At 68.8% G+C, this 17,460-nt stretch carries 18 protein-coding genes; 13 read left to right on the forward strand and 5 right to left on the reverse strand.

All coding sequences use genetic code 11. From position 1 onward, the window contains the following. The 8 genes from AB0F43_RS28325 (at position 1) to AB0F43_RS28360 (ending at position 9,002) form a co-directional block, all read left to right on the forward strand. A complete protein-coding gene (locus AB0F43_RS28325) occupies positions 1–810 on the forward strand; it encodes a hypothetical protein (protein ID WP_360483261.1) in 810 nt (269 codons plus the stop codon). Continuing rightward, complete coding sequence (locus AB0F43_RS28330; protein WP_360483263.1) at positions 807–2,444, forward strand: lipid II flippase MurJ; 1,638 nt, start codon at positions 807–809, stop codon at positions 2,442–2,444. Before AB0F43_RS28325 ends, AB0F43_RS28330 begins: the two co-directional genes overlap by 4 nt. Then, on the forward strand, positions 2,441–3,466 hold the full coding sequence (locus AB0F43_RS28335; protein ID WP_360483266.1) for a glycosyltransferase family 4 protein: 1,026 nt from the start codon (positions 2,441–2,443) through the stop codon (positions 3,464–3,466). Before AB0F43_RS28330 ends, AB0F43_RS28335 begins: the two co-directional genes overlap by 4 nt. A 21-nt stretch (positions 3,467–3,487) precedes the next feature. Then, entirely contained in the window at positions 3,488–5,206 is a 1,719-nt protein-coding gene (locus AB0F43_RS28340; RefSeq protein ID WP_360483269.1) for a CTP synthase, read from the forward strand. Next, positions 5,203–5,853, forward strand: coding sequence for an NUDIX hydrolase (locus tag AB0F43_RS28345; protein ID WP_360483272.1), 651 nt, complete (start codon positions 5,203–5,205; stop codon positions 5,851–5,853). The genes AB0F43_RS28340 and AB0F43_RS28345 overlap by 4 nt, the downstream gene beginning before the upstream one ends. A gap of 147 nt (positions 5,854–6,000) precedes the next feature. Continuing rightward, positions 6,001–6,954 carry a hypothetical protein gene (locus tag AB0F43_RS28350; protein WP_360483275.1) on the forward strand — a complete coding sequence of 318 codons (954 nt, stop codon included), beginning with the start codon at positions 6,001–6,003 and terminating at the stop codon, positions 6,952–6,954. 76 nt (positions 6,955–7,030) lie between these two features. Then, positions 7,031–8,197: an MFS transporter gene (locus AB0F43_RS28355; RefSeq protein ID WP_360483278.1), complete on the forward strand. Its 1,167-nt coding sequence runs from the start codon at positions 7,031–7,033 to the stop codon at positions 8,195–8,197. Between the two features lie 85 nt (positions 8,198–8,282). Beyond that, a complete protein-coding gene (locus AB0F43_RS28360; RefSeq protein ID WP_360483281.1) occupies positions 8,283–9,002 on the forward strand; it encodes a peptidylprolyl isomerase in 720 nt (239 codons plus the stop codon). Here AB0F43_RS28360 and AB0F43_RS28365 read toward each other — a convergent pair whose 3' ends face one another. Further along, complete coding sequence (locus tag AB0F43_RS28365) at positions 9,003–9,599, reverse strand: hypothetical protein (protein ID WP_360483284.1); 597 nt, start codon at positions 9,597–9,599, stop codon at positions 9,003–9,005. It lies immediately after the preceding gene. 44 nt (positions 9,600–9,643) lie between these two features. Here AB0F43_RS28365 and AB0F43_RS28370 point away from each other — a divergent pair, with 44 nt between their 5' ends. Next, positions 9,644–10,048 (forward strand): cupin domain-containing protein, encoded by a 405-nt coding sequence (locus AB0F43_RS28370; RefSeq protein ID WP_360483287.1) that lies wholly within the window; start codon positions 9,644–9,646, stop codon positions 10,046–10,048. A 53-nt stretch (positions 10,049–10,101) separates the two neighbouring features. Here the strand turns inward: AB0F43_RS28370 and AB0F43_RS28375 are convergent, their stop codons facing one another. The 3 genes from AB0F43_RS28375 to AB0F43_RS28385 all read right to left on the reverse strand — a co-directional run bounded on the left by AB0F43_RS28375 (position 10,102) and on the right by AB0F43_RS28385 (position 12,600). After that, positions 10,102–10,797, reverse strand: a complete 696-nt coding sequence (locus tag AB0F43_RS28375; protein WP_360483290.1) for a DUF4386 family protein — start codon at positions 10,795–10,797, stop codon at positions 10,102–10,104. A 114-nt stretch (positions 10,798–10,911) separates the two neighbouring features. Continuing rightward, the gene (locus AB0F43_RS28380) at positions 10,912–11,736 is read right to left on the reverse strand and encodes an LLM class F420-dependent oxidoreductase (protein WP_360483939.1); all 825 of its coding nucleotides are present in this window, start codon (positions 11,734–11,736) and stop codon (positions 10,912–10,914) included. 120 nt (positions 11,737–11,856) lie between these two features. Continuing rightward, positions 11,857–12,600 (reverse strand): phosphotransferase, encoded by a 744-nt coding sequence (locus AB0F43_RS28385; RefSeq protein WP_360483293.1) that lies wholly within the window; start codon positions 12,598–12,600, stop codon positions 11,857–11,859. 361 nt (positions 12,601–12,961) lie between these two features. Between AB0F43_RS28385 and ald the strand changes: the two genes are divergently transcribed. Both ald and xerD read left to right on the forward strand, forming a co-directional pair. Further along, a complete protein-coding gene (gene ald / locus AB0F43_RS28390; protein WP_360483296.1) occupies positions 12,962–14,077 on the forward strand; it encodes an alanine dehydrogenase in 1,116 nt (371 codons plus the stop codon). Beyond that, positions 14,074–15,006 carry a site-specific tyrosine recombinase XerD gene (gene xerD, locus AB0F43_RS28395; RefSeq protein WP_360483942.1) on the forward strand — a complete coding sequence of 311 codons (933 nt, stop codon included), beginning with the start codon at positions 14,074–14,076 and terminating at the stop codon, positions 15,004–15,006. The genes ald and xerD overlap by 4 nt, the downstream gene beginning before the upstream one ends. Here the strand turns inward: xerD and AB0F43_RS28400 are convergent. Then, the gene (locus tag AB0F43_RS28400) at positions 14,980–15,747 is read right to left on the reverse strand and encodes a nucleotidyltransferase domain-containing protein (protein WP_360483299.1); all 768 of its coding nucleotides are present in this window, start codon (positions 15,745–15,747) and stop codon (positions 14,980–14,982) included. The two genes, xerD and AB0F43_RS28400, sit on opposite strands and share 27 nt — an antisense overlap. A gap of 449 nt (positions 15,748–16,196) precedes the next feature. Here AB0F43_RS28400 and AB0F43_RS28405 point away from each other — a divergent pair, with 449 nt between their 5' ends. Together AB0F43_RS28405 and AB0F43_RS28410 are read left to right on the forward strand one after the other, a co-directional pair. Further along, entirely contained in the window at positions 16,197–17,108 is a 912-nt protein-coding gene (locus tag AB0F43_RS28405; RefSeq protein WP_360483944.1) for a ParA family protein, read from the forward strand. Beyond that, complete coding sequence (locus AB0F43_RS28410) at positions 17,093–17,458, forward strand: hypothetical protein (protein ID WP_360483302.1); 366 nt, start codon at positions 17,093–17,095, stop codon at positions 17,456–17,458. Before AB0F43_RS28405 ends, AB0F43_RS28410 begins: the two co-directional genes overlap by 16 nt. The last annotated feature ends 2 nt before the right edge of the window (positions 17,459–17,460 follow it).

Raw genomic sequence — 17,460 nt, forward strand, 5'->3', positions numbered from 1 at the left:
GTGGGAATTCTGAGCGCTGCCGTCGCGGCAGCCGCCACCGCCGCGCTCGAACGCGCCGCGGCGAACCTGCCCAAGGAGAACCGCGAGCCGTTCGAACGGACCAACCACCGCGGCGAACCGGTCACCTTGCTGGAGGGCCCGGTGGCGGTGCTGGGTGCGCTGGCCGGCGTGGCGGCGTCGAGGTCCGACGGCAAGGTGAAGGCGGCCGCGCTGCTCGCGGGCTCGATATCTGGCGCGGTCGGTGCGTACGACGACCTGCGCGGAACCACGCAGGCCAAGGGATTCCGGGGACACCTCAGCGCGTTGAAGCGGGGTGAGGTGACCAGCGGTGCGGTGAAGATCCTCGGCGTCGGCGCCGCCGGTCTCGCCGCCGCCGCGCTGTTGCCGCGGAAGTCGTCCGGGGTGAAGGCGGTGGCCGGGATCGTTGCCGACGGCGCCTTGATCGCCGGTACGGCGAACCTCACCAACCTGCTCGACCTGCGGCCGGGCCGGGCGCTGAAGGCGGTCACGGCGGTGAACGCGCCGCTGGCGGTGGTGAACGGTCCGGCCGGCGCGGTCGTCGGTGCGGCCGCCGCCTCGGCTCCTGCCGACCTGGGTGAGCGGTCGATGCTGGGCGACTGCGGTGCCAACGGTCTGGGCGCGATCACCGGTACGGCGCTCGCCGCCGCGCTGCCGCGTCCGTTGAAGGCGCTGGCTCTCAGCGCCGTGGTCGTGTTGAACCTGGCCAGCGAGAAGGTCAGCTTCACCAAGGTCATCGCCGAGACCCCGGTCCTGGACAGGATCGACCAGTGGGGCCGTAGGCCCAGGTGAGCACGGACGGCTCGGGCGCGGAGCGCCCGGCCGGCGCCGGGGGAGGTGGCGGCTCAGGCACCGGCGCGCGCATCGCGCAAGCCGCGTTACTCGTTGCCGCGGTCACCGTTCTCGCGCGGGTGGTGGGGTTCGGCCGGTGGCTCGTCTTCTCCAAGACAGTCGGCGCCGGTTGTTTGGCCGAGGCCTACGCGACGGCGAACCAACTGCCGAACATCCTCTTCGAGGTGGTCGCCGGTGGGGCACTGGCCGGTGCGGTCATTCCGGTGCTGGCCGCCCCGGTGGCTCGTGGGGACCGCGGCGCACAGGGACGCATCATCGGTGCACTGCTGAGCTGGTCCTTCCTGTTGCTGGCGCCGTTCGCCTTGCTGGCTTGGGTTCTTGCGTCTACCTACGCCGATGCGATGCTCGATCCGGGTGCCGACTGCAGTGGGTCGGCCGCGACGGCAGCCAGGATGCTGGTGATTTTCGTGCCACAGGTCTTCGGGTATGCGATCGCCGTGATCGCCACCGCCGTACTGCAGTCACACAAGCGGTTCGCGGCCGGCGCGCTGGCTCCACTCATCTCCAGCCTTGTTGTGGTGGCCACCTATCTGCTGTTCGCGTCCGCCGCTCCCAACGCGGACTCGGCTTCGCGTGGTGCGGCCGATCTGCTCGCCTGGGGTACTACTGCCGGCGTCGCCGCGCTGGCGCTTACTGTGCTCGTGCCCATGCTGTTGCTGCGACTCCCGATCAGGCCGACGCTGCGACTCGACCCGGGTGTCGGTCCGGTTTTGCGAAGGCTCGCCTGGGCCGGTCTCGCCGTACTGATTGCACAACAGCTCACCTTTGTCGTCACCACCTATCTGGCCAACCACCGGGGTGTTGCGGGCAGCATTGCCGTCTACACCTGGGCCAACGCGGTCTACTTGCTGCCGTACGCCGTACTCGCCGTGCCGATCACCACAGCCGTGTTCCCGCGACTCGCAGCGGCTTATGAGGCAGGGGAGCGTTTCGACTTCTACGCGGCCACGTCGACGCGGGCAGTGATGCTGGCAGGTGGCGCCGGAGCGGCGTTGCTGGTCGGCACAGCCATCCCGGTCGCGAGAGTCTTCGCGTACGACGACGGCGCGGTGCAGGAGGCCAAGGCAACCTCACTGGGCAACGCCCTGATCGCGTTTGCTCCGGCCGCGATCGGCTTTGCAGTCTTGATGCATGTTGGCCGGGTGCTCTACGCGCGACATGCGGGTCGGCAGGTCGCTGTGGTGACCTCTGCAGCCTGGGTAGTAGTGGCTCTTGCCGGTGTGGTGCTGACCGCTGAGTGGGACGCGGTGCCGGCGCTGGCGGCTGCTATGTCGATCGGAATGGTTCTAGGCGCACTAGCTCTGCTAGCGGTGCTCAGCCGGGAAGCTGGACCCGGTGTGCTCGCCGGACTGGGGCGTGCCACGCTAGCTGCGCTGACCGGCGCCGTACTGGCTGGGGCGGCGGGCTGGGCGGTGTCCTTGCCTGCTGACGACGCCGGAGTGGGGAGTGCATTGGTGTTCTCGGTGCTGTCCGGTCTGGCAGTAGTCGTCGTGTACGCCGCGGTCGCCGTGGCACTGGATCGCGCAGACGTCCGCGCGCTACGACGTCGTGGACTCGTGGAGGAGACGCAATGAGGATCGGCCTGCTGCTCGCGGAGTCGAGGGGCGGGATCGGGCAGCACGTCGCCTCCCTCGTGCCGCGCTTCCTGAACGCCGGCCACGAGGTGGTGGTGTGTGCACCACCCGGAACCGCCGAGCACTTCGACTTCGGTGCTGCGGAGGTCGTGACGCAGACACCTGCGTTGCGTGGAGCCGACGTCGTCCACGCCCACGGCTACCGGGCCGGCATGGCGGCACTACGGGACAGGTCCCGGTTACGGCCACTGGTGGTCACCTGGCACAACGCGGTGATCGCACCAGGGCCTCGCGGACTCGTGATGCGGCTGGGGCAGCGGCTGGTGGCCAGGGGAGCCGACCTGACGCTAGGAGCCTCCAGCGACCTCGTGGAGCTGGCCAAGAGCCTGGGAGCGGGGCAGGCCCGTCTGGCTCCGGTGGCGGCCCCGGCCATGCCTCAGGCCCGCACACCCGCCGCAGAGGTCCGCCGAGCACTGGGCCTCGACGACCAACCTCTCGTGTTGACCATTGGCCGGCTGGCTCCGCAAAAGGACTACCCGACGCTACTGTCCGTGGCCGCGCTGGTGCAGGAGTCCAACCCGGACGTGGTCTTCGCGATCGTCGGAGACGGTCCGCTGCGTGACAACCTGCAAGCGCGGATCGACGCGGAGAACCTTCCGGTACGCCTCCTCGGTCACCGAAACGACGTCGCGGACCTCCTGGGCGCGGCTGATGTGTTCCTGCTGACCTCGCACTGGGAGGCCCGGGCTCTGGTCATCCAGGAGGCGCTGCAGGTCGGCGTACCCGTGGTGGCTACCGCGGTCGGCGGCGTACCCGAACTGGTCGACGACAGCGCCGTACTGGCGTTTCCCGGAGACGCCGACGGGCTCGCGGACGGCGTCCGGGCGGTACTCGCGGAACCGGAAACCGCGAACGCTATGCGGACGCGCGGCCGGGAGCTGGCCGCCCGCTGGCCGGACGAGGACGCGGTGGCGAAGAATCTGCTGGACATCTACGCGGGTCTCGTCGCGACCGGTGCTTGACAAGAGGTAGGCTGGAGGCCCGTGGACAGGGCTTCGAATTCCCAGCAGACCAAGCACGTATTCGTCACCGGTGGCGTGGCCTCCAGTCTCGGCAAGGGGCTGACGGCGTCCAGCCTCGGCAGTCTGCTGACGGCACGGGGCATCCGGGTCACCATGCAGAAGCTGGATCCGTATCTCAACGTGGATCCCGGCACCATGAACCCGTTCCAGCACGGCGAGGTGTTCGTCACCAACGACGGCGCCGAGACCGACCTGGACATCGGCCACTACGAGCGCTTCCTGGACCGCGATCTGTCCGCGGTCGCCAACGTGACCACCGGCCAGATCTACTCCAGCGTGATCGCCAAGGAGCGCCGCGGTGAGTACCTGGGCGACACCGTCCAGGTGATCCCGCACATCACCAACGAGATCAAGGAACGGATGCTGGCGATGGCCGGCCCGGATGTCGACGTCGTGCTGCACGAGATCGGCGGCACCGTCGGTGACATCGAGTCACTGCCGTTCCTGGAGGCGGCCCGTCAGGTCCGGCACGACGTCGGCCGGGACAACGTCTTCTTCCTGCACATCTCGCTGGTTCCCTACCTCGCCCCGAGCGGCGAGCTGAAGACCAAGCCGACCCAGCACTCGGTCGCCGCGCTGCGCTCGATCGGTATCGCCCCGGACGCGGTCGTCTGCCGCTCCGACCGGCCGATCCCGGACGGCGTGAAGCGGAAGATCTCGCTGATGTGCGACGTCGACGTGGAAGCCGTGGTCGCGGCCGTCGACTCGCCGAGCATCTACGACATCCCCAAGGTGCTGCACACCGAGGGCCTCGACGCGTACGTCGTACGCCGGCTGAACCTGCCGTTCCGCGACGTCGACTGGACCCGCTGGGACGAGTTGCTCCGGGTCGTGCACCACCCGAAGGACCAGGTCACCGTGGCGCTCGTCGGCAAGTACATCGACCTGCCGGACGCGTACCTGTCGGTCGCGGAGGCGCTGCGGGCCGGTGGCTTCGACAACGACGCGAAGGTCAACCTGCGCTGGATCGCCTCCGACGAGTGCGCCACGCCCGAGGCGGCCGCGCGGCTGCTCGGCGACGTCGACGCGGTCTGCATCCCGGGTGGGTTCGGCGTCCGCGGGATCGAGGGGAAGATCGGCGCGATCCGGTTCGCCCGCGAGCAGGGCATCCCGATCCTCGGGCTGTGCCTCGGCCTGCAGTGCATGGTGATCGAGGTCGCCCGCGACCTGGCCGGGCTGGTCGACGCCAACTCCAGCGAGTTCGACCCGGACGCCGAGCAGCCGGTGATCGCGACGATGGAGGAGCAGAAGCACATCGTCTCCGGTTCCGGTGATCTCGGCGGCACCATGCGCCTCGGTCTGTACCCGGCCAACCTGGCCGATGGCTCGATCGTGCGGGAGCTGTACGGCGCTCCGTCGGTGCAGGAGCGGCACCGGCACCGCTACGAGGTGAACAACGCGTACCGCGACAAGCTGGAGACGGCCGGCCTGGTCTTCAGCGGGCTGTCGCCGGACAACGAGCTGGTCGAGTTCATCGAGCTCGACAAGGCGCAGCACCCGTACTTCGTCGCCACCCAGGCGCACCCGGAGCTGAGGTCCCGGCCGACCAAGCCGCACCCGCTGTTCTCCGGCCTGATCGCGGCCGCTCTGGTGCGCCAGCGGGAGTCGCGGCTGCCGGTCGAGGAGCCGGCGCTGACCAAGAAGGCGTCAGCCGGCAAGACCGCGGTCAAGGCTCGATGAAGGACCACCCCGAACTGCGGTTCGGCGCCGGCCTGGCCGACGTACCGGAGAAGTGGCCGGTCGCCTCGTCCGAGGTGGTGCACGAGACCGGCCGGGTGATCTCGGTACGGCGGGATCACATCGAGCCGGCCGGTCACGACCCGTTCGTCCGGGACGTGGTCGTCCACCCCGGTGCGGTCGGCGTGGTCGCGCTGGACGAGAACAACCGGATGCTGCTGGTCCGGCAGTACCGGCACCCGGTCGGCTACCGCCTGCTCGAGCCGCCGGCCGGGCTGCTCGACGTACAGGGCGAGCAGTACCGGCTGGGCGCCGAGCGGGAGCTCTGGGAGGAAGCCGCCACCAAGGCCGCCGACTGGCGCCTGCTGGTCGACGCGTTCACGTCGCCCGGCCTGACCGACGAGGCGGTCCGGATCTTCCTGGCGCGGGACCTCTCCGAGTCCACCGAGGTGTACGACCGCCTGCACGAGGAGGCGGACATGGAGACCGTCTGGGCACCGCTGGTCGATGTCGTCGGCGCCGTGCTGGCCGGCCACCTGCACAACCCCGTGCTGGTGATGGGCTCACTCGCCGCCTGGACCGCCCTGAACGGCCCCGGCTTCGACTCCCTCCGCCCAGCCGATTCCCCCTGGCCCGCCAAGGACCGCTGAACATGAGGCAACTCGCGCGGTAGGAAGGTGCCCGTGCCTCCGGGTTTGTTGAAACATCGTTACTCGTCGCGCACCAGGATCGGCCCGCGTCCTCGATAGTGTCCCCGCGAGGGTCCGAACATTGGCCAGCGGAAGGAACTCTGTCCTATGAGCACGCAGCAGCCCATGCCTCCCGGCGCACTGACGGTGATCAATCGGCTTGTCGGAAACGTGCTCGACTGGCAGGAAAAGCTTCCGATGCGGGGTGCCAACACCACGGAGACCTTCATGGTGACCGGCGGTGTCGAGCCGGGGGCGGTGGATGCTGAAGGCAATCTCTACTTCGACCAAGGCCTTGTCGCCGATCCGCTCGAACGGGCGATGCGGGAGGGCTACGTGAGTGACGAGAATCGACGGGCGTTCCAAGGAGCGCTTCACATCGTCACCACCACGGCGTTGATCAGGCGTCTCGAGGGTCCGGAGGCGGTGCACGACACGCCGTTCGAGGACCGCGCCGTGCGGGAGGCCTACTCACGCTTGAACGGGGCCCGTCTCGTCGCGATGACAACCCACGGCGTCGTGGGGCCGTATCCTGGCGGCCCCGCGAGTGCCGCGATCGACGACGCCGCCCTCGGCGTCGACGCACCAACCCAGGATCCGGCCGCCCGGGCAGCAGGGCTGGCCCTGGTCGGCAACTACGCGAATTCGACCAGCCAGCGTGTCCCCGACGCTGCTCACGAGTTGCTCAAGATGCCGAGAGCAGAGATTTTCGACCGAGTGGCCGAGGCTGCGCTGGCAAAGGGTTTGAACTCCGACCACCCGGTGCCGGAGGAGCTGCGGGACAGGGTGGCCCGGGACCTGCGCGAGGGGTTCCACCAGGTGTCTCAACTGCCGACGGGCGGAAACGGGGCGCGTCTCGAGATCCTCAAGGGCGTGGACGCGACGTTCGCCAAGGTCCAGGAGACTGTCGTGATCGCCAAGGACATCATGCGGCACCTCTCGATGCGGACGGCGACTACCGAATCGGCAATCACCCAGGACCAAGGCGCGGCTCCCGCACATCGCGGTACAGCAAGCAAGTCAACCGGCAAGTCGGGCCCCGGCCCCGCGTCGGGCAGGTAGCCTCAGCCGCTGAAGAGCAGCATCAGCTCCTGCCGGCGCCTCAGGACTGTCGGTGGATCGTCCTACGGTGAAACAGGTGGACGGTCGACGGTCGTTGGTGCCGATGGTGGCAGTGGTGGTGCTGCTCGGCTGTGCCGACTCGATGACCGGGACCTATCTGGTCCTGTTCGCGTCCGAGGAAGCCGGGTTGTCGCCGTTGCGGACGGGCGTGTTCATGTCCGCGGTCGCGCTGGGCGGGCTCGTGTTCAGCGCGCTCTTCGGCCGGGCGTTCGACCGCTCACCGGGGCGGCGCTGGACCGCGATCGCCGCCGGCGCCGGCGCGATCGGGTTCGGGCTGCTGCCGGGTGTCAGCGACTTCGCGGTACTGATTCTGCTCGCGCTCAGCCTGCTGGGTGTTTCCGGAGCCGGGTATCCGCAGGTGTTCGCGCTGGCCGATGTCAGGTTCATCGGCCGGTTCAAGCAACGAGCGGCTCCCCTGCTGCGATCCGGCTGGTCGCTGGCATGGGCGATCGGTCCGTTGCTCGGCGCCTGGGTCTTGGCGACGAGCGGGTACGACGGACTGTTCCGTGCGTCCGCGGTCGCACTGCTCCTGACCGTCGCTGCGGTTTTCGTCGTCCCCCGGCCAGGCCCCCGTCCCGACGTACCGCCTGGCGGGAAGCCGGCCGCGGATGGCTCCGTCGGCCGATCGGCCATTGTGTTGCTCGCGGCAAGCATGATGCTCGTGCACACAGCGATGTTCGCCGGGTCCGTCGCCCTGCCGCTGTTCGTCACCGATGAGCTGCACCGGAGCGGCAGCGCGGTCGGCGTACTGTTCAGCGCCTGCGCCGTGGTGGAGATCGTCGCGGCACTTGCGCTGGTCTGGTTGCTGCCCCGCCTGCATCGTCGGCTGCTGATCCTGATCGGCATCGGACTGTTCGTCGTCTACTTCCTCCTGATCGTGCCGGCCCAGGGCCTGGTCCTTCTCTTGATCGGTCAGCTCGCCCGGGGGACGGCGATCGCGGTGATCGGCACAGCCGGGATCCAGCACTTCCAGGCGGTGCTCGCCCCGGCGAGTGGTGCCGGTGCGGCGTTGTTCTCGAACTCCGCGACCGCTGGATCGCTGGTGTCCGGAGTACTCGCCGGCGGCCTGATCGAGCTGGCCGGCACGCGGGTGACGCTGGCCGTCTGCGGCGGCCTCGCCCTGTTGGCGGCCGTAGCGTTTTGCGGCGCCGTACGTCTTCCCGGCGGGCGGGACACCGGTTAGCGTGACGCTGCCGAAGAACCGCGACCTGCGGGTCTTCACGCTGGCCACCGGCTGATCCCGCCCGCCCCTGAAGGAGATCTCAACGATGAGAGCCACCCGCGTCCTTGCTCTAGCCAGCTTGACCGTTGCCGGCCTGCTGACCGCCCCCGGCACGGCGTCAGCCGCGCCGGTGACCACCAACGGTCCGTGCGGATACACCGCGACACCCGAGGACCCGTCCCCGCGACCGGTCTCGCTGCCGCCGGACCCCGACCCCACGCCGTCCAAGGGCATCGTGCGGGTCGTGGTCGCCACCAACCAAGGGCCGATGCTGCTGTCGCTGGACCGGGCCAAGGCGCCGTGCACCGTGCAGAGCTTCCTGCACCTCGCCAAGAGCCGCTTCTACGACTTCACCACGTGTCATCGGCTCACGCTGTACCCGACCCTCAAGGTCCTGCAGTGCGGCGACCCGACCGGCACCGGCGAACGCGGCCCCGGCTACTCCTACAAGGACGAGCTCCCGACCGACCTGCCCAACTGGCCTGGCGACACGACCGGCACCCGGAAGGTCTACGCCCGCGGCACCCTGGCGATGGCCAACGCCGGACCGAACACCAACGGCAGCCAGTTCTTCCTGGTCTTCGCCGACTCCCGGCTGCGCCCCGACTACACCGTCTTCGGCACTGTGGACCGCCTCGGTCTGAAGGTCCTGGACAAGGTCGCCGCCGGCGGCGTCACCCCCACCCCTGAAAACCCTGCCCCAGTAGACGGCCCACCCCACCTCAAGACCGACATCCTGATCGCCCGCTCCCTGGGCTCCCGGTAATCAGCCGACCGCCTCGCCGCCGCCTTCGCTGAGGGCGGCGGCGACCGTCCGGGCGTTGGCGTTGAACTCGGCCTCGGGGACCTGGGGGAGTAGTTCGTCCCAGGCGGCGATCATGGCGCCGCGGAGTTGCATCATGCCCAGGGGGCGGGCGAGGAACCACACATGGAAGTGTTCGGAGCCGTCGCCCCAGCGGTTGAAGTGGGTGCGGCCGACGCCGTCGATCGTGCGGATCGCGCTGGCCACCCGCTGGATGATCGGGCCGAGGGTCGCGGTCAGCTCCGGCGGCAGGTTGTCGAGCCGGTAGTGCTCCCGCGGCTCGAGCACCGCGACGAACGGCAATCCATTCGGCTCGAACCCCGCCTTCAGCTGCCACTGCTCGTCTCGCCAGATCACGAACTTGTCCAGATCGGAGCAGGTGACACACGGCGAACCACCCGGTGCGCCACCGCGAGGCGGTTCAGGCAACACCGGCTCGTCCAGCGGCACCACCCGCACGTCCCCCTCGAACGGGAAGAACCGCTGCCCCATGAGCCCTTCAGCCGACATCCGCTCGCCGTACGGCAACCGACGGTGGTACTCAGACGGCAGTTCACTCATGCCGCGCAGTCTGCCGAACCCACCCGCATCCGACAATGCATTTCATGGAGAAGCCTGAGTTGGCGGGGTTGCTGGGGTTGGAGCCGCATCCTGAGGGTGGGTGGTACCGGGAGACGTGGCGGTCGGAGGTCGAGATCGCGCCTGAGGGGTACGACGGAACGCGGGCCAGTGCGACGGCGATCTACTTCTTGCTGGCGCCGGGAGAGGAGTCGCGGTCGCATCGGGTGCGTTCGGCTGAGGTCTGGTTGTGGCACTCGGGTGGTCCGTTGACCCTCGAGTACGGCGAGGAGGCGGTGACGCTCGGCCCGGATGTCGCCGCGGGGGAGCGGCCGCAGGTCGTCGTACCGGCCGGGGCTTGGCAGGCGGCGCGCCCGGCCGGAGATCAGCCGGTGCTGGTGTCGTGCATTGTGTCGCCGGGCTTCGACTTCGCGGACTTCACGATGCGCTGAGAGGCCCGCCGGGACGGGGCAGAGACATGCCGTCCCGGCGGAATATCCATAGCTCAGGTCTGCGGAACGATCGACTCGCCCGCTGTCACCTCCGGTAGGTGCTCGCGGACCATGTAACCGCTCGCGCAGACGATCCACACCGCCGACACCAGCAACGGGATGCCGGTCATCAGGAAGCCACCGGCCACCCAGTTGCCGGAGGTGGCGAACACGCCGAACGCGCCGGCGAACGACACCACCGCGGCCAGCAGCGCCAGGTATCCGAGCCAGTTCGGCATCAGGCGAGTGCGCAGTACGCCGATCCCGGCCGCGGCCAGCGGCAACGCGGCCGCGAAGCCGATCATCGTGGTCATCACCGCGGTCACCTCGTACATCATCATGGTCAAGCCCGCGTCCCGGCCGTCGATGCCGAACGCGGTCGCGGCGGTGAGGGCCGCGTTCACGAAGATCGCACCACCCACCAGCACCGAGCCGGCCAGCAGTGCCAGGTGAACGTCGCTGCGCTCGTCCCGCTCCCGCATCGCTTCGGCGAACGCGGACGCGAACCAGATCACCAGCCCGGCCGCCGCGGCCCACATCAGCGCGCTGGTCAGGATCATCCCGCGGTTGTCGGTGAGCCAGGTCGTGATGGCACTGTCCGACTCGGCGACGGTCGGCGGGTTGCCGGGCAGGAACCTGCCCAGGAGTGCCAGGACGACGAAGGCCAGCCCGGCCAGGCCGCCCCACCGCAACTCGTGTCGCTCAGTCATGGGGAACACCTCCAGTGCACGCACCCCGAATGAGGTGCGTCTACTGCTGATGTTCCACGGCTTCGGGCGGTCGTCAAGAGCGAACAGGCGCCCCGCCGGACGGTCCCGTCAGCCCTACTGGAGAACGGTTGCCAACGCCTCGTACCCGGGCAGCAGGTCGATCCCCTCCCGCCCGAGTTGCTGGACCGCGACATGGTCCGCACCGGCCTCGAGGTGGGCCTTCAGGCCTTCCGCGATCTCCACCGCCGTGCCGTGCAGGACGAGCGCGTCGATCAGCCGGTCGCTGCCGCCGTCGTCCAGGTCGGCGTCGGTGAACCCGAGACGCTTCAGATTCGACCGGTAGTTGCTCAACTGCAGGTACGACGCCAGGTAGTCGCGGGCCGTCGTGCGCGCGATCTCGTCGTCGGTCTCGAGCACCACCTTCTGCTCCGGCGCGAGCAGGACCCCGCCGCCGAGGGTCCGTCTGGCCTCACGGGTGTGCTCGGGCGTGGTCAGGTAGGGGAGCGCTCCGGCAGTGCGTCTGCCGGCGACCTGCAGCACCTTCGGGCCGAGCGCCGCCAGCGCCCGCCGATCGACCGGCACCTTGGCGTCGTCCAGCTCGTCCAGATAGCTGACGATCGTCTCGTACGGCGACTTGTACTCGCCGGTGCGCTCCGGGTGGCCGATGCCGACGCCGAGCAGGAACCGGCCCGGGTGCTCGTCCTCCAGCCGGTGGTACGACGCGGCCACGTCGGCCGCGGGGGATTTCCACATGTTCACAATGCTGGTGCCGACGGCAACAGAATTCGTTGACGCCAGCAACACTTCCACAGCGCGCAGGCCGGCATCCGGTGAGGCGCCCAGCCAGAGCGCGCCGTACCCGGCCTGCTCCAGTCCCGCCGCCAGTTCCGGACCCCAGTGCTGCGGCCCGTGCCAGACCCCGAAGCGTCCGATGTCCATCGCCACGCGTACTCCCTTCGTCGAACCGTTCTCAGGCTGCAACCCGGAGCGGGCGGGCTCCATTCCTCTCCGAGAAGCATCCCTGACGTGGTGGAGGGGCAGTCAATGATGGCTGTCACGTCAAAGGTGGCGCGCGATCTCCGGGATGCGGCGTTGCAGGTCCGTCAACCGTCGTTCGGTGCGCTCAGGCTCACCGACCGTGGCCAGGTTGAGCATGCCGGCGTCTCCGGCTTCCTGTCCCGCCCGGATCACTCGCGCGCTTCGCTGGGCGCGGATGGGTGCGCCCTCGAGGATCTGCAGTGCGGTGACGGTCCCGCCGTACGCCGAAGCCATCAGCCGGAGCCGGGCGGCCTGGTACGCCGGATCCATCGGCACCGCGAGGGGAGCGGTGTTCCAGGCGGCGAACGCGATGTCGTCGAGCGGGAGGCCAGGCCCGGCCATGTCCCAGTCGATCACGCCGCTGAACCCGGCCTCGGTGCCGATCCAGTTGTAGTACCCATAGTCGTGCATGCAGATGATCTGGTCGGCAGTGAGTTCGCCGCGACTGGTCCGCCACACGATCTCACCGGCGGGCCGGTACGTCGCCACGACGCGGTGGTACTCGGCCAGCCAGCGCATCGCGTCCGCGAGTACGTCGTCGGGTACGTCGGGGCCGTACGCCGTACCAGGGAGGTAGTCGAGGATCTCGCGGCCCTGGTCGTCGAAACCGAGCACCCGCGGAATGCCGGGCAGTCCGGCGGCGGCGAGGTAGTTGAGCAGTCCATGAACGGCCGGCGTCCACGGGCCGGTGGCACGGCGGACCGTGTCGCCGACCCGGACCGCGCCGCCGACGTTACCGCCGTGGAGAGCGATCTCATCGTCCATGTCAGAACCTTCCGTAAGCGTTTTGATGACGGGTACCGAAGAGAACACCTGTCTGCTCTTCTGGGGAGTGCAGAACTGGCGTGAAGGGGAGGGATTGAGATTGCGTCAAGATTGCGCAAAGCCTGCCGGGCAAGGGATTTCCGGTGTGAACGTCACGGGGCGCCACGGCGTCATATAGGAGTGTAACCGAACCGCCGGGCAACGGTTCCGCGAGTCGCATGCGAATAGGACCATCCGATCAGGTGGTATGAACCTTGCGGGCTTACACTCGGCAGCGACCTGGCAGCACAACCCCTCACCGCCGGGCCGCGGACACAACGACGTGGGCCGCACACCCTGGAATGTGAAAGAAGGGCAAGTTGTGAAGGTCGGAGTACCTAAGGAAGTCAAGAACCACGAGTACCGGGTGGCGATCACCCCCTCCGGTGTGCACGAGTTCGTGCGCTACGGGCACGAGGTTCTGATCGAGCAGGGCGCGGGGACCGGATCACTGATCCCCGATGACGAGTTCGTCGCGGCGGGGGCACGGATCGTGCCGGCCGCGGACGACGTCTGGGCGGACGCGGAGCTGGTGCTCAAGGTGAAGGAGCCGGTGGCCGAGGAGTACCACCGGATGCGGCGGGACCAGGTCCTGTTCACCTACCTGCACCTGGCCGCGAGCAGCGAGTGCACCGACGCGCTGCTGAAGTCCGGTATCACCGGTATCGCCTACGAAACGGTTCAGCTTTCGGATGGTTCGCTACCGCTGCTGGCTCCGATGAGCGAGGTGGCCGGCCGGCTCGCACCGCAGGCGGGTGCCTATCACCTGATGCGCAGCGGCGGCGGCCGCGGCGTGCTGATGGGCGGCGTCTCCGGCGTGCACCCGGCCCGGGTCGTGATCATCGGCGCGGGCGTCGCCGGGATGAACGCAGCCGCGATCGCGCTCGGCATGCAGTCCCAGGTGCAGCTGTTCGACCGCAACATCCAGCGCCTCCGCGAGGCCGACCGGATCTATCAGGGCCACCTGCTGACGATCGCCGCGAACTCGTACGAGATCGAGCGCGCGGTGCTCGAGGCGGACCTGGTGATCGGCGCGATCCTGGTGCCTGGGGCAAAGGCCCCGAAGGTGGTCACCAACGACATGGTCCGGCGGATGAAGCCGGGCAGTGTGCTCTGCGACATCGCCATCGACCAGGGCGGCTGCTTCGAGGACTCGTACCCGACCACCCACGCCGACCCGGTGTACCAGGTCCACAACTCGTTGTTCTACTGCGTCGCGAACATGCCCGGCGCGGTGCCGAACACGTCGACGTACGCACTCACCAACGTGACGTTGCCGTACGCAATCGAGCTGGCGAACCTCGGCTGGCGAGAGGCGATGAAGCAGGACCACAGCCTCGCCCTCGGCCTCAACACCCACGAAGGTCACGTCACCTACGGACCCATTGCCGAGGCCCATGACCTGGGTCAGCTGAAGCTCGACGAGGTGCTGGTCTGAGCATCGCCCGAGCGGTTGGCGCGTACCTGGACCACCTCACGGTGGAGCGCGGCCTGGCCCCGAACACCCTGGCGTCGTACCGGCGTGACCTGCGCCGGTACGACGGCTATTTGGTGGCCGCCGGCATCGACGACCTCGGCCGGATCACCGAGGCCGTCGTGAGCGACTTCCTGATGCGGTTGCGTGAGGGCGACGCGGACCACCCGCCACTCACCGCGTCGTCGGCCGGCCGGACTGTGGTCGCCGTACGAGGGTTTCATCGCTTCTGCCTGCGAGAAGGCCTGACCGCGGTGGACCCGGCGGCCGCGGTCAAGCCGCCGGCGCCGCCGCAACGGTTGCCCAAGGCACTCTCCGTCGACGAGGTCACCCGCATCCTCACCGCGGCCGCGGGTGCCGAGGCCGAACCCGCGGTCCTCGCCACGCGCGATGCCGCCCTGCTCGAATTCCTCTACGGAACCGGTGCCCGGATCTCCGAGGCTGTCGGGCTGGACGTCGACGACATCGATCTCGACGCGGGTGCGGTCCTGCTGCGAGGCAAGGGCAGCAAAGAGCGGGTCGTCCCTGTCGGGTCCTACGCCCGCGAGGCTCTGTCGGCGTACCAAGTCCGTGGGCGGCCGGATCTGGTCCGGCGAGGGCGTGGCACGCCGGCGTTGTTCCTGAACGCGCGGGGAGGCCGGTTGTCGCGGCAGAGCGCCTGGACCGTACTGCGACGGGCTGCCCAGCGAGCCGGGATCGCCAAGGAGATCTCGCCGCACACACTCCGGCACTCCTTCGCCACTCACCTCCTGGACGGCGGCGCCGACGTACGCGTAGTGCAGGAGCTTCTGGGGCACGCCTCGGTGACCACGACGCAGGTCTACACCTTGGTCACTGTCGACAAGCTCCGCGAGGTCTACGCGACCTCACATCCCAGAGCGCTCTCCTCCTGACTCGACGGCGCTGCGCAGGTACGCCGTAGCCTCCTCGAGTACCTGTGGAGCCTGGCGGCCGGACAGGATGCCCTCGATCCCGCGCAGGCCGGCTCGGTCGACCAGGCGCTTCTCGTTGGTCACCCACTCGCCCCGCCCGGCCAAGATCGCGTGAGCCGCCATACAGGTCGCAGTGGCGACTGCGCCGAGGGTCTCGGTCAGCAGTCCGGGTTCGGCGTACGCCGTGCGCGCATAGCCGAGTGTGAGCTCCGCTTCACCCCACCAGCGTGCCCGTGCGGACTCCTTCAGCTTCTCGGGGAACACAGGGCGCGGCAGCGTCCCGTGCAGGACCCGATTGCCGGCCAGTTCCGCCACCACGATGTAGCTCGGGATCCCGGCCAGGTGGAACAACAGCCGCTCGATGTGGAAACGCCCCTCCTGAGCCTCGGCCAGGTGGTGCTCCACGTCGTCCAGGTCGCGGTAGTGCACGTCGACCCGGCGGCCCTCGACCTCGAGCCAGCCACCGCCGTTGAACACGCCCCCGCCCCAGCCGCCGAGCTCGGACACCTCACCGGGCCAGCCGAGAGCCCGCAGGCTGTCCGGGGAGAAGGCCCCGCGGTAATAGATCGCGAAGTCCCAGTCGCTGTCCGGCCGGTGCGTTCCGGCGGCGCGGGAGCCACCGAGTGCTACCGCGTCCACCCTCGGCAGGGCGGCCAGCTGGTCGGTGATCAGGTTCAGGAAACGATCGTCTGCCGGCTGCATGGTGAGCAGAGTATTGAGTCGGTTCCATCCATCGCTCACGCGGGCGGGCGCGGATGGAGGCGGCGGCTGATCGGCGTGGCTTGTTGGCGTCGGGTGACAGGCTCGTGAAACGGTAGGGCCTGATGCGCGGACTTCAGGGACGGTGTGCGATCATCTGGTTACGGTCGGTTACTCGGAGACGGTGATCGGCCGGGTTCGGAGCTTTGTCGACAAACCACCCCACCCCGGTGCGGAGTGGCTGGTTGAGAGTGCTTGAATGCACGCTTACAGTCGCTGGGATCGCCCGTATCGGTTGAAAGGTTTGACGAGTCATGAACGAGTCGACATTCCCGGGCACCGAGCAGTTCCCGTCGCCGGCCCAACCGATCGCGCCGACGGTCACCCAGCCTGCTGCGCCACCGCAGTCCCAGCCGCAGCGGAGCCTGATCCCACCCGAGAACTATGCGGAGATGCCCCGGCCGACGGCCAAGCTGACCGCGGAGGACATCGCACCTGTGAATGATGCGCACGGCCCGCGGAACAAGATCGGGCCGACCGGTCGTCCGGTCCCCGACCTGCCGGAGCCGCAGCCGCCGACCAAGACGGGTCCGGCGCAGGTGATCGCGATGTGCAACCAGAAGGGTGGCGTCGGCAAGACCACCACCACGATCAACCTCGGCGCGGCGATCGCCGAGACCGGCCGCAAGGTGCTGCTGATCGACTTCGACCCGCAGGGATCGGCCTCGATCGGGCTCGGCGTGCAGCCCCACGACCTCGAGCTCTCGGTCTACAACCTGCTGATGCAGCGCGACATCACCCCGGACGAGGTGATCCAGCCGACCAGGGTGCCCAATCTCGACCTGCTGCCGGCCAACATCGACCTGTCCGCGGCCGAGGTGCAACTGGTCCAGGAGGTCGCCCGCGAGTACACCCTGCAGCGCGTGCTCGAGCCGATCATCCCGAACTACGACGTCATCCTGATCGACTGCGCGCCGTCGCTCGGCCTGCTCACCGTGAACGCGCTGACCGCGTCCCACGGCATCGTCGTACCCCTGGAGTGCGAGTTCTTCGCGCTGCGCGGGCTGGCGATGCTGACCGACACGATCGGCAAGGTGCAGGACCGGCTGAACCCCAAGCTCGAGATCGTCGGCATCCTCGGCACCATGTTCGACGGGCGTACGACGCACGCCCGCGAAGTGCTCGACCGCGTCGTCCAGGCCTTCGACGAACGCGTTTTCCACACCGTCATCCGGCGTACCGTCAAGTTCCCCGAGACCACGGTCGTCGGCGAACCGATCACGACGTACGCCCCCTCGTCCCAAGCGGCTACCCAGTACCGCGACCTTGCCAAGGAGGTGCTGGCGCGTTGTCCCGCCGGGTGAGCCTGCCAGGTGCCAGTGAACTCTTCGGGGGTGCGGCACCGAAGCAGACCAGACCCGAGAAGCGCACCACCACTGACGGACCGCCGGCCGCCTCTGTGCGGTCGCGCACGGCCGTCGTCGACGACCGCAAGTCCAGCGGTCGGATCCGGCACGACACGAAGATCACCGTGTACGTGACGGAGGAGGAGCTACTCGGTTTGGAACAGACCAGACTCGCGCTGCGAGCCGAGCACGGCCTGACCGCCGACCGTGGCCGGATCGTCCGCGAGGCGATCGACGTCCTGCTGGCCGACTTCGTCGACCACGGGCCGGACTCGGTGCTGGTACGGCGGCTCAAGGCGTCGGAGTGACG

Source organism: Kribbella sp. NPDC023972 (assembly GCF_040639075.1).
Classification (GTDB): Bacteria; Actinomycetota; Actinomycetes; order Propionibacteriales; family Kribbellaceae; genus Kribbella.

Bases quoted from the DNA above. Each gene is read 5' to 3' on its own strand.
- AB0F43_RS28350 (WP_360483275.1), top strand. From the start codon at position 6,001: ATGAGCACGCAGCAGCCCATGCCTCCCGGCGCACTGACGGTGATCAAT.
- AB0F43_RS28375 (WP_360483290.1), bottom strand. From the start codon at position 10,797: ATGACTGAGCGACACGAGTTGCGGTGGGGCGGCCTGGCCGGGCTGGCC.
- AB0F43_RS28380 (WP_360483939.1), bottom strand. From the start codon at position 11,736: ATGGACATCGGACGCTTCGGGGTCTGGCACGGGCCGCAGCACTGGGGT.
- AB0F43_RS28360 (WP_360483281.1), top strand. From the start codon at position 8,283: ATGAGAGCCACCCGCGTCCTTGCTCTAGCCAGCTTGACCGTTGCCGGC.
- AB0F43_RS28335 (WP_360483266.1), top strand. From the start codon at position 2,441: ATGAGGATCGGCCTGCTGCTCGCGGAGTCGAGGGGCGGGATCGGGCAG.
- AB0F43_RS28365 (WP_360483284.1), bottom strand. From the start codon at position 9,599: ATGAGTGAACTGCCGTCTGAGTACCACCGTCGGTTGCCGTACGGCGAG.
- AB0F43_RS28345 (WP_360483272.1), top strand. From the start codon at position 5,203: ATGAAGGACCACCCCGAACTGCGGTTCGGCGCCGGCCTGGCCGACGTA.
- AB0F43_RS28370 (WP_360483287.1), top strand. From the start codon at position 9,644: ATGGAGAAGCCTGAGTTGGCGGGGTTGCTGGGGTTGGAGCCGCATCCT.
- AB0F43_RS28385 (WP_360483293.1), bottom strand. From the start codon at position 12,600: ATGGACGATGAGATCGCTCTCCACGGCGGTAACGTCGGCGGCGCGGTC.
- AB0F43_RS28405 (WP_360483944.1), top strand. From the start codon at position 16,197: ATGCCCCGGCCGACGGCCAAGCTGACCGCGGAGGACATCGCACCTGTG.
- AB0F43_RS28400 (WP_360483299.1), bottom strand. From the start codon at position 15,747: ATGCAGCCGGCAGACGATCGTTTCCTGAACCTGATCACCGACCAGCTG.